Annotated in this window: 14 protein-coding genes; 10 read left to right on the plus strand and 4 right to left on the minus strand. The window is 36.5% G+C overall.

Annotated features, from left to right (window positions below):
* Positions 1–151 precede the first annotated feature (151 nt).
* Together TOL5_RS09030 and TOL5_RS09035 are read left to right on the plus strand one after the other, a co-directional pair.
* Complete coding sequence (locus TOL5_RS09030; RefSeq protein ID WP_005032086.1) at positions 152–1,006, plus strand: MaoC family dehydratase; 855 nt, start codon at positions 152–154, stop codon at positions 1,004–1,006.
* A gap of 76 nt (positions 1,007–1,082) precedes the next feature.
* Entirely contained in the window at positions 1,083–2,345 is a 1,263-nt protein-coding gene (locus TOL5_RS09035) for a serine hydrolase domain-containing protein (protein ID WP_121775684.1), read from the plus strand.
* Between the two features lie 14 nt (positions 2,346–2,359).
* On the opposite strand, the gene TOL5_RS09040 is transcribed toward TOL5_RS09035, so the two are convergent.
* The gene (locus tag TOL5_RS09040; protein ID WP_121775685.1) at positions 2,360–2,944 is read right to left on the minus strand and encodes a TetR family transcriptional regulator; all 585 of its coding nucleotides are present in this window, start codon (positions 2,942–2,944) and stop codon (positions 2,360–2,362) included.
* A 114-nt stretch (positions 2,945–3,058) separates the two neighbouring features.
* Between TOL5_RS09040 and TOL5_RS09045 the strand changes: the two genes are divergently transcribed.
* The 4 genes from TOL5_RS09045 to TOL5_RS09060 all read left to right on the plus strand — a co-directional run bounded on the left by TOL5_RS09045 (position 3,059) and on the right by TOL5_RS09060 (position 9,137).
* Entirely contained in the window at positions 3,059–4,546 is a 1,488-nt protein-coding gene (locus TOL5_RS09045; protein WP_121775686.1) for a SmvA family efflux MFS transporter, read from the plus strand.
* A 186-nt stretch (positions 4,547–4,732) separates the two neighbouring features.
* Positions 4,733–5,476 carry a hypothetical protein gene (locus TOL5_RS09050; RefSeq protein ID WP_121775687.1) on the plus strand — a complete coding sequence of 248 codons (744 nt, stop codon included), beginning with the start codon at positions 4,733–4,735 and terminating at the stop codon, positions 5,474–5,476.
* 67 nt (positions 5,477–5,543) lie between these two features.
* Positions 5,544–7,775 (plus strand): DNA polymerase III subunit gamma/tau, encoded by a 2,232-nt coding sequence (gene dnaX / locus TOL5_RS09055; protein WP_121775688.1) that lies wholly within the window; start codon positions 5,544–5,546, stop codon positions 7,773–7,775.
* Positions 7,776–8,417: 642 nt separating this feature from the next.
* Positions 8,418–9,137, plus strand: a complete 720-nt coding sequence (locus TOL5_RS09060) for an MgtC/SapB family protein (protein WP_005032074.1) — start codon at positions 8,418–8,420, stop codon at positions 9,135–9,137.
* A gap of 59 nt (positions 9,138–9,196) precedes the next feature.
* Here TOL5_RS09060 and TOL5_RS09065 read toward each other — a convergent pair whose 3' ends face one another.
* The 3 genes from TOL5_RS09065 to TOL5_RS09075 all read right to left on the minus strand — a co-directional run bounded on the left by TOL5_RS09065 (position 9,197) and on the right by TOL5_RS09075 (position 12,787).
* Positions 9,197–9,631, minus strand: coding sequence for an acyl-CoA thioesterase (locus TOL5_RS09065; protein ID WP_121775689.1), 435 nt, complete (start codon positions 9,629–9,631; stop codon positions 9,197–9,199).
* A gap of 483 nt (positions 9,632–10,114) precedes the next feature.
* Entirely contained in the window at positions 10,115–10,921 is an 807-nt protein-coding gene (locus TOL5_RS09070; protein ID WP_221260694.1) for an OmpW/AlkL family protein, read from the minus strand.
* A 711-nt stretch (positions 10,922–11,632) separates the two neighbouring features.
* Positions 11,633–12,787 carry an iron-containing alcohol dehydrogenase gene (locus TOL5_RS09075; protein ID WP_121775691.1) on the minus strand — a complete coding sequence of 385 codons (1,155 nt, stop codon included), beginning with the start codon at positions 12,785–12,787 and terminating at the stop codon, positions 11,633–11,635.
* 122 nt (positions 12,788–12,909) lie between these two features.
* Between TOL5_RS09075 and TOL5_RS09080 the strand changes: the two genes are divergently transcribed.
* From TOL5_RS09080 to TOL5_RS09095, 4 genes are read left to right on the plus strand one after another with little or no spacing between them, the layout of a single operon-like run.
* A complete protein-coding gene (locus TOL5_RS09080; RefSeq protein ID WP_046761167.1) occupies positions 12,910–13,422 on the plus strand; it encodes a low molecular weight protein-tyrosine-phosphatase in 513 nt (170 codons plus the stop codon).
* A 30-nt stretch (positions 13,423–13,452) separates the two neighbouring features.
* On the plus strand, positions 13,453–14,481 hold the full coding sequence (gene murB, locus TOL5_RS09085; RefSeq protein ID WP_121775692.1) for a UDP-N-acetylmuramate dehydrogenase: 1,029 nt from the start codon (positions 13,453–13,455) through the stop codon (positions 14,479–14,481).
* Between the two features lie 14 nt (positions 14,482–14,495).
* On the plus strand, positions 14,496–15,644 hold the full coding sequence (locus TOL5_RS09090) for a YdcF family protein (protein WP_005032067.1): 1,149 nt from the start codon (positions 14,496–14,498) through the stop codon (positions 15,642–15,644).
* Complete coding sequence (locus TOL5_RS09095) at positions 15,644–16,672, plus strand: alpha/beta hydrolase (RefSeq protein WP_004824246.1); 1,029 nt, start codon at positions 15,644–15,646, stop codon at positions 16,670–16,672. Before TOL5_RS09090 ends, TOL5_RS09095 begins: the two co-directional genes overlap by 1 nt.
* Positions 16,673–16,899: the final 227 nt, after the last annotated feature.

Raw genomic sequence — 16,899 nt, forward strand, 5'->3', positions numbered from 1 at the left:
AGGAAATGAGAGGTGTAGTTCATTGATGTGAATCAGCCTCTCATTAAATTCTGTATGAAAACACTGCATTTTCTAACTGATAATTCGTGATTTCCAACGTTAGTGTTGGATTTTTTAATGTTGAATAAGAATTAATTTGCAAAGGTCTAGTATGAATACTCGCCATTTTAGTCAACTTCCAAAACCATATTTAGCTTATCCAAAAGTCATTCAGGGTTTGGTTTTTAAAAAGCCAAAAGGTGAAAAGGTACTGCCGCAAGTTGAATATGTGGTGGACTCATTTAAAATCGATCCAAACCATTTAAAAGCTTATAATGAAGTATGTGGTTTTAAGAACAATGGATATATTCCAGCAATTTATTTGGCTGTTTTATCACAAAGTTTGCAAATGCATATGATGACTTCAGAAGCATTTCCTTTTGCAATTTTGGGTTTGGTGCATATCCGCAACCAAGTAAAACAGACACGTAAAATTGGTGTGAATGAACAGTTAACTTTATCGTGTCAATTTGGTGAATTAAAACCGCATGATAAAGGTGTTCAATTTGATTTTGTAACTACTGCAAAAGTAGGTAATGAGATCGTTATGCAAGGTTTAACCACTTATTTGGCACGTCAAAAAACACAAGGTGTGGTTTCTGAAAAGGCAAAAGAGTCCAAAGAGCCTAATTTCCAAGTCGCTGCGGTATGGGAAGTTTCTGAAAATACAGGTCGTCGTTATGCAATCACATCAGGCGATTTTAATCTGATTCATATTCATGCGTTGACTGCAAAAGCCTTTGGTTTTAAACAAGCGATTGCTCATGGGATGTGGAGTAAAGCAAGAGTTTTAGCGAGTCTGAATTTACCAGATGCTTATGAGGCAGATGTTGTCTTTAAGTTACCCATGTATTTACCTTCAACGGTTGAATTCTTGACAGCAACATCAGGCAAAGATACTGATTTTCTGATTCGTAATCAAAAGTCACAAAAACCGCATGTATCTGGTGTAGTGAAAACTTTATAAGATAAAATACAAAGCCTAAGTCGAGATGATTTAGGCTTTTTTAATAAAAAGGCATGAATAAAAATAGGGTAGGAAAATGAGTAGCTTGACGGATATTATTTTTGCAAATACTAAAAATTATCAAGGTTATGTAGATGAGCGTTTTGAAGATCTTGCAATTCAATTTAGCCGTTTACAGGATGGTCGATGTGAAAATGGTGGAGCTGCTTTAACTGTATATTTCCAGCAAGAGAAAGTTATAGATATTTATACGGGGCAGAAATCTCTAACAGAACAATGGAATGAGCATACATTATCTGTTTGTTATTCCACAGGAAAAGGGATTCTTGCGACCTTAGCGCATATTCTCGTGAGTGAAGGCTATTTAGATTACGATACGCCTATTGTAAATTATTGGTCAGAGTTTGGTGAAAATGGTAAACAAAATATGACTTTACGTCATATTCTCAGCCATCAAAGCGGCTTGTATGATATCCGAAATATCATCAACAGCGCCGTGGAAATGGCGGATTGGCAGCATATGCTTAAAGTGCTTGAAAAGGCGACTCCGCGTTTTGCAATAGGTACAGATATTGCTTATCAGGCACTCACTTTTGGTTGGTTGGTTGGAGGTGTATTGGAAAAAGCAACTCAACAGCCACTTACTGTGTTAATGCAAAAATACCTAGTGGAACCACTGCAACTTGATGGTGCATATTTTGGTGTACCTAACACCGAATTAAATCGTGTGGCGCGTTTGATTCAGAAAGCAATGCCTGAACAAAAAGCAGAAGGTAAATCAACTAAAAACAAAGCCAAGCAACGCAAACCCTCTTTTTCAGATAAATTGGTGGAATTAACTGGTCAGAATCCGCAAGACTTTTTAGATGCGATGGTGCCAAAAGGAATGCGCGAGTTTAGTTTTTTCAGTGATCAAGGATTGCAAGCGATTATTCCAGCAGCCAATGGTGTATTTACTGCAAATAGTTTGGCAAAAGTTTATGCCATGATGGCAAATAAAGGTGTTTGGGATGGAAAAGTATTTATTCGCCCTGAAGTTTTTGCTGAATTAAGTCAAATTCAATCGATTAAAAGAGATCGTGTCATGCCAATTCCAATGAAATGGCGTCTAGGCTATCATCGTGTCATTAGCATGGGGAAGCGTGCAAAACAAGGCTTTGGTCATATTGGTTATAATGGTTCTGGAGCTTGGTGTGATCCACAGCGTGAACTCAGTTTTGCTTATACCCATAATTTTGCAATTGGTTCAATCACAGGTGACTATCGTCTGTGGGGATTGACTCAGGAAACGCTGCGTTGTGCGGATAAGCTTTTAAAAGGCAGTAAAGGGTGGTTTTAATTGAGTCCTTGTTATTAAAATAATTCCATTTTAAGCACCAACTCTACATGGTGCTTAAAAGAATGATTATCCAATCCTTTTAAACCCAATTCATAAATGCCTTCTAATCCACAGACAAATGCAATAAGCCGCCATGCGATATCTTGGCTTGAACTCGAAGTAGATATCTTGAATTCTTGTTGACCTCTTCCATATTCAATCGTTGTCACTAAAGCAAGATGCCATTTTTCCATCGCGATATTATAGGCTTTTTTAATTTCTTGATCCTGATCAATCAAAACTTCTGCTTCGTTCCATAAACGTAAATAAGGTTGGGTTTGTTCAATATTTTCAATACCGAGTAATAAGCATAAACGTTCGACACTACTCTCTGTGGTAATGAGATTTTCAACTTCATCAAGCTGATCCATTAAAGCGATGAATACCTCTGCTTTTAAGTGTGAGCTAGATTCAAAATGATGATGCACTTGCCCGGTAGAAACTTGGGCTTCACTCGCAATTCGACGTACCGTTAAACCATTTAGTCCATCTTGAAGCGCCAAACGTTTGGCTGCATCCAAAATCATCTTTCGACGTTGCTCGCGATTTAAATAATTCATAATTTGACTTTCAACATAATTTACAAAACAGATATTAAACAAAGTTGGACACTAGTTCAAGTGTGGGTATAATGAACTATCTTGAACAAGTGTCCAACTTTAATTAGGTGTGTTATGTACCGCAAATGGGTGATTCTCGCAATCATCGTACTCATTTATTTACCTGTTTCAATTGATGCTACAGTACTCCATGTTGCCATTCCAACATTGAGCACGGCATTATCATTATCCGCCAATGAGATGTTATGGGTAATTGATATTTACTCCCTAATCATGGCAGGTTTGATTTTACCAATGGGTGCATTGGGTGACCGGATTGGTTTTAAACGTCTGATGTTGATTGGTGCCAGTATCTTTGGTGTGGCTTCCTTAATGGCTGCTTTTGCGAATTCAGCCTATATGTTGATAGCAGCCAGAGCATTTTTAGGTGTCGGTGCAGCCATGATTTTACCTGCAACTTTGGCAGGTGTTCGGAATACTTTTTTGGATGAGAAGCAACGAAATTACGCATTGGGTGTTTGGGGAACTGTCGGCGGCGGTGGGGCAGCCTTTGGTCCACTATTGGGTGGTTTTATTTTAGAGCACTTTAGTTGGGGCGCTGTTTTCCTGATCAATGTACCGATTATTATTCTTGTGCTAATTTTGACCTTATGGTTAGTCCCTAAACAAACAGTACAAACAAAGCAACCTTTAAACCTATTACAAGCCTTGATCTTGGTTAGTGCCATATTGATGTTGATCTATTCGATTAAGACATCAATATATGCGTTCAATCTGTCTATAGTATTGGTTTTTGTTGTGGGCTTGGGTTTACTGACGGGTTTTGTTCGTCATCAACTTCGTACTGTCCAGCCGATGATTGATTTTACTTTGTTTAAGAATCCTGTAATTTCAACCAGTATTGTGATGGCAATGGTTGCCATGATTGCATTGGTTGGATTTGAATTATTGCTTTCTCAAGAATTACAGTTTGTGTATGGTTATACGCCACTTGAGGCTGGACTATTCATCTTACCATTTATGATCGCAATCAGTATCGGAGGTCCTTTTACCAGTATCTTAATGAATCACTATGGTTTAAGACCTGTAGCAACAATTGGAATGTTGATGTGCGCGGTCTGCTTTTTTGGTTTGGCAATGACTGATTTTAATGCTCAAAATATTCAAGCATGGGTATGGATGGTGTTTATGGGAATTAGTGTTGAAATTGCTTTATTGTCATCTACAGCTGCAATTATGTCAGCTGTGTCTCCAGAAAAAGCGACTGCTGCGGGTGCGATTGAGGGAATGGCGTATGAATTGGGTGCTGGTTTAGGTATTGCTATTTTTGGTTTGTTGTTATCTATATTCTATGCGCAATCCATTGTTATACCATCTACACTTCCAGAGAGCTTGGTGGCTGGAGTAAGTTCATCCATAGGTGAGGCTTTGTCTGTGATTCAGCATGCAGATCCTGCATTGATGCAACAAGTAAAACAAGCCGCCTCAGAAGCATTTATCCATTCGCATAGTAAGGTATTAAGTATTTCTGGTGTGATGTTTTTAATTTTGTCAGTATTTGTTTGGCGTGCGTTACCCGATAAGAAACAAATAGTAAATTAGTTGCATTTATAGTCTTGTAGTTAGAGCTTAATAGCAGTGTTTGATTAAGCTCTAACATTTTATCATTTGAAGTTGATAATAGTTTTGGCTAATTTTAATTTTTAAATGACTTTGGTTGGATTCATAAACTTTACGCTGTGAAAGCATTGTGCTAAAAAGTGCAAAACTAACTTCGATTTTAATTAAATGATAAAAAGAGAATTATCAATTACAGAATTATTCGGTGTCTTGTCTGTTGTTGCATTAACCATATCTGTATTTTCCAATGCATATTTTTATTATTCTTTAGATGCAATTTGGGTCATGTCGATTTTATCACCTACATTTTATATTTTTGAAATATTGAAAGTTCTTGTATTAATGGCAGGAAGTATTCTTGTTGTTGGCTTTTTAATGGATATATTTAAATGGATGATTAAAAAATCATATAAGTTTAGACAGAAAAAACGTTTCAAATTATCCACTCAAAATATTTTAACTGACTGTAAATATAAAGAAATTTTTAAACAAAATGAATCATTTCAATTTTGGCAAACAACATTTGTCATTGTCATTGTCATTTGCACCATTATCGTTGTTTTATTCACCTTGTTTGGTTTGATTAAGTTCAATTCAATGCTGTGGAATAGTTTTCTCATTGGATTGACCTTAGGAATATTCACAAATAAGGAAATAAAAAAAGATAAAGAGCTTAAACTATTTGTATTCATTGTCTTTTTTGCATTAACAACTTGCTTCTCTGCACAAATTAAATTAAATGATATTGAAAAATTGTCGGTTGCGAAGTTGAAAAATGACAAAGAACTTATAAATTGGTATGTTTTAGATGGAAGCCAAGACAAGCTAATTCTCTTACAACAAAGTTCAAGAAATGTCATTAAAATTGTCAAATTTGAAGAGATTGATCGAATTATCTCTAATAAAAAATAACTCTACAGTTCTTCATTCACTAATTGTCAAAAAAACAGTATCCTTAGACCTGTAACTAGGAGCTTCCATGTATCAGGTACTTGCACGTAAATATCGCCCACGCAACTTCAATGAATTGGTCGGACAGAACCACGTTTCTCGTGCGCTGACCAGTGCTTTAGATCGTGGACGTTTACATCATGCTTACTTATTTACAGGAACACGTGGAGTTGGAAAAACCACAATTGCGCGAATTTTAGCAAAATGTTTAAACTGTGAAACTGGCGTAACTTCGACACCTTGTGAAGTTTGTGCAACATGTAAAGCTGTGAATGAAGGGCGTTTTATTGACCTCATCGAAATTGATGCAGCATCACGAACCAAGGTTGAAGATACCCGTGAGCTGCTTGATAATGTACCTTATGCGCCTACACAAGGTCGCTTTAAAGTATATTTGATCGATGAAGTGCATATGCTCTCTACGCACTCATTCAATGCCTTGTTAAAAACATTGGAAGAACCACCAGAGCATGTAAAATTTTTATTTGCGACAACCGATCCGCAAAAACTTCCTATTACCGTGATCTCCCGTTGCTTGCAATTTACATTACGACCTTTGGCTGTGGATGAAATTACCCACCACCTCAGTAGTATTTTAAATAAAGAAGAAATCTCAGCAGAGCAAGATGCGATTTGGCAAATTGCGGAATCTGCACAAGGTTCATTGCGTGATGCCTTGTCTTTAACTGATCAAGCAATCGCTTATGGTCAAGGTGCAATTCATCACCAAGACGTTAAAGAAATGTTGGGCTTGATAGATCGAACCATTATTTATGATTTGATTTTGGCAATACATCAGAATCAGCGGGAACGTGTCAGTCAGTTGTTATTACAATTTAGACAGCAAGCTTTAGATGTTTCATTGGTTTTGGATCAATTTATTTCAACATTACATGAGTTGGCAATGTTGCAATATTTGCCAGATCTCAGCCTAAAATATAGTGCTGAAATAAATCAAAAAATTATGCAGTTATCGAAAATCGTCTCTGCTCAAGATTTACAGCTCTATTATCAAATTGCATGTAAAGGGCGGGCTGAGTTGCAACTTGCTGTGACACAAGAGCAAGGTTTTGAAATGACGGTATTGCGTTTACTTGCTTTTAGACCAATGCAAGTCAATGAAGTTGTAATTTCTCAACCACAACAGCATATTGAAAAGCAAGCACTTTCAGTTGAAACTCAAGATAAACCTTTGGATATTGAACCTCATCAGACTGTAAAATCATTTGCACAAGCAAAAGATCAGACGCTGATTGATACCAAGATAGACGATGAGGCAAAGATAGATGCTGAAGTTGATATAAAAAGTGAGACTATTGAACCTGATCTATCCCAACAACAGTTGGAGCCATTAAAATCTGATCTTGCTGTAATGCCACAAACACTCTCTGTAGTGAGTGATCCTGCTTTTGATGCAGTTGAGGATGAGTTATCACAGCAGATTATTGAAGACCATGAGCCGAATAGTGACGATGCTTTTAATGAGCAATTCATTGAAGATACTGATAGCACAGTAAACACAGCACAAATACAGACTGTGGTTACTGAACCGTCTCTAATCATTGATCAGCAGGCAAATCATAATGTTCAAAATGAAATGTCTATTGATACTAGTGCACCAGATTTGACGCTCTTCGGTGCTGAGCTTCATTCACAAAGTACAAATGAAAATTCTTTAGCATCAACAGCAAATCAGGATGTGTTCTTTTTAGCTCCTGAAGCACAAGATCAACAGCTTAATATTGAAAATGCTGAAGCTATCCAAAAACAGCAGCCAAGTGAAAATCAAGTTCAGGTGGTTAAGTCTGAGAATCAATTAGGCTCCTCTGATAATGCGCAAACACCGCAACAAATATTAACGTTACAATCTCAAGATTTAGAAGGAGATTGGACTGTTGATAAATGGGAATATTGGTTTAGAAACAGCTCGCTTTCTCCTGCTGTTCAAGAACTGGCACAACATGGTTTGATGATGGGTATGATTAATGGTCAGTCTATTTTTCAAACTTCACCAAAATATGAAAAATTACTGAATCAAGCGCAACATGATCTAGAAGCAGCTTTAAAGCAACAATGGTCACAAACGATATTTACAGTTCAGTATGGTGAGGTCGAGTCGATTACACCGTATATGATGCAAAAAGAACGTAAAGTGCGTGCTTTTGATCGTGCAGCTGAAATGCTTCAACAAGAGCCCGTAGTAAAAAGTTTGATTGATGCATTTGATGGTCAGATTGAAAATATTCAACTCAAAAGTTAAATACATTCTTCGATAACATTTGATCTGCATTCAATATAATCATATATAGAGGATGGGTGATGTTTAGTGTGCAACAGGGAAGTTGCCAGTGCATCAAACAAGGCTGACTAAAACTTGAAGTGCGACTGTATACAAAATTTTAATATTGTTGAATGATCTTATAAAATAAATATCAATTAAAAAAATGCGGTTTTTATTTAATGACTTTGTGGTTATAATCGCGCCAATTTCAACAAAGGGGTATCTAAAAATGCCAAATAGTTCGTCGAGGTGCTGTAGTTTATCTATAGTGATTCTAACTTATTAAGCAAGGTACTTTTGAGAATGTTGTCTTGCAATAAGATCGCATTTCTATTTTTAAATTACATTTCCTCCTTAAATAAAATACCTACTCAAGGTCTGTTTTTATATCTCTCGTTTTATCATCCTGTTATTCATGTAAAGAAGGCAACTTTGGTTCAAATATCAGACTATTTATATCTAACTGATTTTTTGAAATTGAAAATCTTTAAAGTGTTGAGTTTTAATACTTTGCAATACTTTTGTCATTTGCATGTGATAAAACAGTGAAGGATTTTTATTCCGTTATTCATGAGATATAAAGATATAGACCATAAATTAAAATAACTGTGGAGCGTATAGATGCAACTCCAATTTATGCAACATTTAGAATTAACAAACATGCTTGATACATTGATTAGCCTTTTTTCTGCCTTTATTTTAGGTGGTTTGATTGGATTTGAGCGACAGTATAGACAACGTACAGCTGGTTTGAGAACCAATGTTTTGGTGGCTGTGGGTGCTGCTATTTTTGTTGATATTGCCAATAATTTAACTGGCGCTGATGGTTCTGTTCGAGTAATTGCCTATGTTGTTTCTGGTATTGGCTTTTTAGGTGCAGGCGTGATTATGCGCCAAGAGGGTAATATTCAAGGTCTGAATACGGCTGCAACGCTATGGTGTTCTGCTGCCGTGGGTGCAGCAGCAGGCTGTGATCGTATTGTTGAAGCATTATTGGCAACACTCTTTATTTTGGCTGCAAATACTTTGCTACGTCCGATTGGTCATATTATCGACCGGAAACCACTCAATGTTGAGTCAGAAATGCAACATGAAATTTATGTGGTGTGTCAAAAAGAACATAGTAAGTATGTTATGGATGAGTTGAGTAAAGCTTTAAAGCATTATCACTTTCCAGCCAAAGATTTTGACGTAGAGCCTTTTGGAGAACAAGATGTTGAGATTAAGGCAATTTTGATTGCAAACTCGGTTGAGGAAAAAGAAATTCAGCCCATTATTGAAATGTTAAATCAAATGCCTGAAGTCAGTCAGGCTTTTTGGGATCAAAATACTTTAGCTTAAAATATTATCTTTGAAATATAGTTTATTCGATCTGGCTTAGCTATAGAGCTTAAAATGAATTATTCACTGAGATAAATCTGTAAAGCATCTCGCATATCTTGAGGGATTGGGGTGCTTTTTTTTGTCTTACGAGAGACAAATACATGAACAAATTGCCCCTGAGCTGAAGCTTGGGGTTGTCCTTGTTTAAAAATTGCTAAATCATAAGTCAGTGATGCGTTTCCTATTTTTGAAATGGCAACGCCTACTTCAATAATTTCGGGATAAGTGAGTTCTTGAAAAAAATCACAAGAAGAATTTACAACTAAGCCAATGATTGGCGATTGATGAATATCAAAGTCCGCTTTTTGAATTAATAAAGCATTGGCTGCGGTATCGAAATAACTATAGTAGGTTACATTATTCACATGACCATAAATATCATTGTCAGCCCAACGTGTTTGAATTGGGAAAATAAAGGCATATTGATCACGTAATTTTATTTGTGGTTTCATTTTACTTTACTCTGCGCTATACGGACATTTACATTAAAACAATGACAGTGTGAATAAGAAGCGATGTACATCAAATTTAATCAATTTCTCATCATATCATTCAACAAGAGTGAATAGATATGACGATGTTTTTCGTATAAAGCGTATCTTTTATCCAATTTTAGATTTATTTATCTTACTGATACCATCTAAGAAAACTTGGATAATAGAGATCAGGCATTTTCACAGCCTTATATTTTAACAAAAAATTTGATTAATTTACTTCAGTGATGTCTTACTTTCCAGAGATGACAAAGATCTTTTATGGGATGAGAGCGTTGTTTGTTTTTATTCAAAATGATGATGGTTTTAAAGCGATCCTATTTTGTTGGATACATCGCAGGATGATATGTATAAAGGATGATTTAAAAAAATAAAAAGCTCATTAAGTATGACTTAATGAGCTATAGAAAATGAAGACTGATCTCAATCAGACTTCATTAATTAGAAACGGTAGCCTAGACCTAAATAAGTCACAATTGGTTTAATTTCAATACTGCTTTGACCTGAGATCAACGTTGTTGTTCCAGCTGGTGTAGTCGCATTTACATTTAATTTAGCTTTAGTCGTAAGGTGTGCATAAGACACAGAAGCTGTTGCATACCAGTTTTTATTGATGTTGAAATCAGCACCAAGAATAGCCACTGGTGCAAAAGCATCATCAACTTTTACTTTACCCAATTCTGGATTGAACGTAGCAAGATAAGGATTTGCCTTCAGTGCCTGATTAATCGCAGGGTCAGTTTCAACATTTGAGAAGTGAGCATACATCAATCCAGCACCAACATAAGGGCGGATTTTATTGTTGATCGAGCCAAAGTGGTAACGACCAGAAATGGTTGGTGTATAGGCATCTGTAGTTGCAGCTTTGTCATATTTGCTGAGGTCAATGACATTGATCCCATGAACTTTAATGCTGCCTTTACCTGCAAGTTCCATTTCAGGAGGTGCGCCCAAAGTTAATTCTAATGAAACGTTATCATTGACGAAATAATCAAGCATCAAACCTGCAGTATCAGCATTTTGTACTTCAAAACCAGCATCAGGATTAGCTGCTTGTAAATTAGCCAAGGGACCTAAGTAAGGTGAATTACCTGTTTTCCCATTGACACCTTGTCCCTTACTTTGTGGCATTACATGCAACCAACCTGTAGAAACAGCAAAAGTTTTACCGTCTGAAGTCGCTGCATGAGTAACAGTGTTTAAGCCAAACGCTGCTAATGGTAAAATCGCCAATGCAAGTTTTTTCATAGAATCATTTCCAATACTGTCTGTTATCTTAATTTCCCGATTAAGATCGTCGGCGATTTTAGAGTAATTATTTTAGAAGTTAAACGGAAAACACGGTAAATTATCAACCAGTCAGTCATACAAATAATGAGTAATTAAAATAATATTATGATAATTAAAGTTATAAATAGATATTTTTTAAAATACGCAATAATCTATTTGATTAAAAAATAGAATTTTATTGACTGTTTTTTGCACATATTGATAATTTAAGGTTTTTCTTGTGACAGTTTGTTTGCGATTTTTAGCAATTTCTTATGCCAGAGGAATCAGGCTAGTCTTTTATGATCAAAAGACAGTTTTTAATTTTTGTTTGAAATGTAGTGCATTACCTAAGCAAATCGGTTTATAGCTTAACGATATTTAAAGATGATTTTACAAAATCAATCGCAAGCATTCTGATGATGTGTTTTAAGTTGGTTGATACTTTACAGATGCTTGTGATAAAGATTTTTTAGATATTACTTGGCAGGTTTTGTGAAACTCAGTGGTGCTAAGTCAGCAAAACCTAAGGTAGACCTCGTAAAATATCTCTATTCAGTTGGTTGTGATTAAAGTCTTCCTCAACTGCATTTCGAAACTCGACCATAGTATCGCGATTGTTGGTATTTCACTTCTTGTTTATGTCGTATTAATCGATAACGCAATGTGCTGTTGAAATCTCAATAGACCCTAATAAATTGCCTGATAAATGTTGAGTGCATCGGTGTAGTTTAAAACCTTAGGATTGTTTTGTAATAAGCGTGTTTGAAGCATTGCATCTTCTGCAAGGACTTCAAGTTGTTGAGGTTGTACATTTAACTCTCTCAGTTTTAGGGGCAAGCCGCTATTGTTGAGATGGTTTTGCATATGGTCGATAAATAAATCACAGAGACCTTCAACACTGCCTTTACTATAAGGATCTAACCATTGCATCAGTTCAGCGTAGTGAGCTTTGGCTTCAGAGGCATTAAATTTTAAAACCTCTAATAGAACCAAAGCATTGGTGTGTCCATGAGATAAGTGGAAATGTCCACCTAATGGATAGGCAAGGGCATGAACAGCGCCAACAGGCGCGTTGGCAAATGCTTGACCTGCTAACATCGATCCCAATAACATATTTTGGCGTGCTTCAAGGTTCATACCATCCGCCAAGACAAGTTTCAAGTTTTTATTGAGAAGTTTCAGCGCTTGTTTTGCCAACATGTCAGCATAAAAGTTTTTCTTTATTTTTGAAGTATAGGCTTCGATGGCGTGCACCATTGCATCAATGCCAGTTGCGGCTGTGATATGTGATGGTAGACCAGTGGTAAATGTGGCATCAAGGATTGCGATATCCGCATATAAGATCGGTGAGACAATTCCAGTTTTTGTAGTTTCACCTGTCGTAACAATGGAGATCGGCGTAACTTCAGAACCAGTACCGGCAGTGGTTGGAATCAGAATTAAAGGAAGTCTTGGTCCATGAACATTATTGATACCGTAGATCTCTTGAATACTTTGGGTTTGTTGAGCATGAGCCAATACTGCAATAAGTTTGGCAACATCCATTGAGCTGCCTCCACCAAAACCAATCACAACATCGACTTGATTTTTTTTGGCAAACTCCACTGCGGATAGAACAATATGTTCTGCAGGATCAGCCTGAACGTCAGCGTAAATTTCATAAGCCAAATGAGCATCTTCTAAAATTTTCAGTACAGGTAAATGCAGTGCATGTTGAATCATCCCTGCATCTGTTACAAGCAAGGCTTTTTTATATTTGTTAGCTAAAATTGTCTTTAATTCTTGGACTGATCCTAGCCCAGAAATAATATTGGCTACAGTTTGGAATTGGAAATGCTGCATTGTGTACTATCCTTAATCTGTCATCACAAAATTAACATTATTGTTTTAAGGTTCTATAGGATTCACTTGCTAAATAACTTAACATAAGCGCTTATAAAAGAAATGATCATTTGAGGCGGTTTATGTTATCCAAAATGCCATACAAGGTTTTATGTGTGTGCTTAGGAAATATCTGTCGTTCACCTACAGCAGAAGTCGTCTTGCGACATTATTGTAATGAACAGAAATTGAACGTGATTGTGGATTCAGCTGGAACGAGTAATTATCATCCCAATAAATCACCTGATCACCGCAGTCAAAAACATGCAATAAAAAGAGGCTATGATCTTTCAGATTTGCGTGCTAGACAGTTAAAAATACAAGACTTCTTAGATTTTGATTTAATTCTTGCAATGGATCATGAAAATTTAGCGAATATCAAATCTTTGCTTCAACAAGCGATTCAACAATTTGGTGTACAGTCTGTTAAAGCGCAAGTTGCGCTGATGAGTGAACATGATGCTGATTTTCCGAAGCAAGCCATTCCTGACCCTTATTATGGTGAAGCGGATGGATTTGAGCGTGTTCTTGATCAATGTGAGTCAAGTAGTCTAGCGTGGGTGCAAGTTTTTCAGCAACAGTTTCAATATAAGTAATTGATATACATTAGGAATGAAATTTAAGTTATGAATATTGAATCTCAGGTTCAACTTAAACCATTTAATACACTCCGTTTAGACTCAGTTGCATCACATTTTGTCAAAGTACAATCTGTTGCTGACCTTCAAAATGCACTGCAATTTTCCAAACAAAATAATTTAAATGTGCTGGTTCTTTCAGGTGGAAGCAATATGATTCTTCCTGAGCATATTCATGCCCTGGTTGTTGCGATCGATATACAGGGGATTGAGTTTATCGGTGAAGATGAACGGAGTAAAACAATAAAGGTGGGTGCAGGGCAAGTCTGGCATGACTTTGTATTGTGGACGACTTCACAGCATCTTTATGGTTTACAAAACCTTGCATTGATTCCAGGTTTGGTAGGTGCTTCTCCTGTACAAAATATAGGGGCTTATGGCGTTGAAGCAGGTGAGTTTATTGAATCTGTGGAAGTATATGATCGTGAATTAGAGCAAATGCATTCCATCTGTGCTCAGGATTGTCAATTTTCTTATCGTCACAGTATTTTTAAAGATGATCCAAATCGTTATGTTATTACTCATGTGATTTTTAGATTACTGAAACAGGCTGATTTAAAAATCAACTATGGTGATTTAAAAGCAGCAATGGCAGATGACTTGAGTGCGGAGAATTTGCAAAAACAAGTCATCCAAATTCGACAAAGTAAACTTCCTGATCCTAAAGAATATCCAAATGTCGGAAGTTTCTTTAAAAATCCGATTATTGGGCGAGATGTATTTTCACAATTAATTGCAAAATTCCCTAATATTCCACATTATCCTCAAACAGAGGATCGCGTTAAAATTGCAGCTGGTTGGCTGATTGACCAATCAGGATGGAAAGGTAAGCAACTTAATCAAGTCGGCATGTTCCATAAACAAGCTTTAGTTCTGGTGAATTATGCGGATGCAACATTGACAGATGTTCAAGCGGCTTATCGAGCTGTTCAGCGGGATGTGTTTGATCAGTTTGCTGTGCAGTTAGAGCCAGAACCTGTACTTTTTAACGAAATGGGATTAATTCAGAACCATTAACATTGAGTCTATATATGGTTAAACAACATTGGATGGTCAGATTTTTACGGATGGTTGCAATACTATTTGTACTTTTTGGCTGTCTGATTGTATTTTGGTATACGCCATTTTATTCGAACCTTATGGTGAGGATTCTCAATACGTTTGTGCCTGTTGAAGTCAATCAGGTTGCCGCAAAAAGCCAACAAAATGCGGCATTATCTGAAACAGAAAACTTAGAACCAGGTTCGGATTTGTGGATTGCTCGTCAAGCTTATCTAAAGTTGATGGAAGAACTGTTAAAGAACAACGATGCGAAGGATTTGCTTGCTCTTCAATTGCGTTATCGAGCTTTACAGGAAAAAATTGCCAAAGAACAAAAAGAAGATGATGAAGAGCAAATCAAGCCAGTGATTCCTTTAGTGTCTGAACATGCAGCTTCTGATGCTGTAGAAGACCAGCCTAATGATGTGGTTAAAAACTTATTAGATTTAAATAGTGAAGACAACAAGGCGCTGATGGATGAATATTTAACTTTCTTAAAAAAGTATAAGGTTGATGATAAGGCTTTATATGAAAATCCCTCAGCTTCTGCTGTTGAATTATCAAGTTCACAAGTACAACAAGATTTAGAAAGCTTACCCAATAAAAATAGTGAACTCCCAAAACCAGTCAGTCAACCTTATGCCATTGTGGTTTTGGGTGGTGGTCTAACTTTAGATAAAAATCAGAAAGATATCATTGTCAATGATTACACTAAGCTAAGACTGGAAACGACTATTGAACTAGAGAAAAAAATCAAACTGCCTATTGTGTTGAGTGGCGTTGAAGCACCTTATATGCAAAAGTGGTTGGCTGAACGTGGGGTGCAGGCAAAATTATTGGAAAATCGCAGTATGAATACCTGTGAAAATACACGTTTTAGCTCATTACTATTACAAAAAAAAGGTGGAGCACCTACAGTCATGTTGATTACAGATCGTTATCACATGCCTAGAACACGTCGTTTATTTGCGTTGAATGGTATAGAAACCATTCCAGTGGACGCACCAATGCCTACTCAACTTACAGAATGGCAACCAAGCAAACAGAATTATGATCATAGCCGCAGAGCCAACTATGAAACTTTAGCAACAATTCGAGATATGTTGTTTGGTTCGAGTGGCTGTAGAGAGGTGCCTTAATGGCGGATATCCCATTTTTAAATCCTACAATTTTAAAACAACTTGATTTGCCAGTACCAAGTCGTGATACCACACCACAACTATTAGAAGCTTTAAATTTAAATCGTGCCTATGTGCCAAACCAAGAAATAAAGGCTTATCAACGACTTTATGGTTTTGATCAATTAGATTGTGTTCAATGGCAAGGCTTTATTGACATGCCGTTGTTTAAACTGCATGTTCAGGTATTTAAGCCTAAAATTGAAAAAGTAAAAGGAACAGTCTGTTTATTACATGGTTATTTAGAGCATAGTGGTATCTATCAACCGATTGTTAAAGAAATCCTTGAACAAGGCTTTAGTGTTATTACTTATGATTTGCCAGGGCATGGTTTAAGTAATGGTTCTCCAGCAAATATTAAAAATTTTGACCACTATCAACAAGTGCTGCATGCTGTTTACCAATATGTTAAAAACTCACAGCATCTTCCTAAACCTTGGTTGGGGGTAGGACAGAGTACAGGTGGTGCAATTTGGATGCATCATTTACTTGAATATGCACAAAAAAGAGAAAATCCAATTGTTGATCGTGTTTTACTCTTATCACCTTTGGTGAGACCAGCTAAAACCGCATGGTGGCACAATTCTATTGGTTTGGGCATTATTCGTAGAATTAAAAGAGAAGTTCCACGTCATTTTAAACGCAACAATCATAATCCAGAGTTTTTAAGATTTGTACGACTAAAAGATCCTTTGCAACCCCGTATGATGGGAATGGACTGGATTCTAGCAATGTCGAAATGGATGCAGGAAATGGAAGAATTTCCAAAATGCCGTATACCTGTGTGGTTGGCACAAGGTGCTCAAGATCAAACAGTGGATTGGAAATATAATATTGATTTCGTACGTCGCCAATTCAGATTGCAAACTTTATTAATTCTTGAAGAAGGATCACATCAACTTATTAATGAGCGTGCAGATATTCGGGCAGCATTAACGGGATTAATCCCTGCTTTCTTACATGCACATTCTTCAGGTGATTATTTTTGAATAAGAATCAAATAAAGACTATTAATTGATGAGGTCTTTTTTAAGATTTTAAAAGCATGAGTTTAAAGAAGTGCTAAAAAATGAGTGAAAAATGCAGTTTTTTGCGCTTTTTGTTGAAAAAATAACCATGTGGTTGAAAAAGTTCAAAATAGGGGTTGCGTGTCTATAAAAAATATATAGAATACGCAGCATCCCGACGCGATACAGCAAACGAACTTAGCTTAGAG

Source organism: Acinetobacter sp. Tol 5 (assembly GCF_019702905.1).
Taxonomy (GTDB): domain Bacteria; phylum Pseudomonadota; class Gammaproteobacteria; order Pseudomonadales; family Moraxellaceae; genus Acinetobacter; species Acinetobacter bereziniae.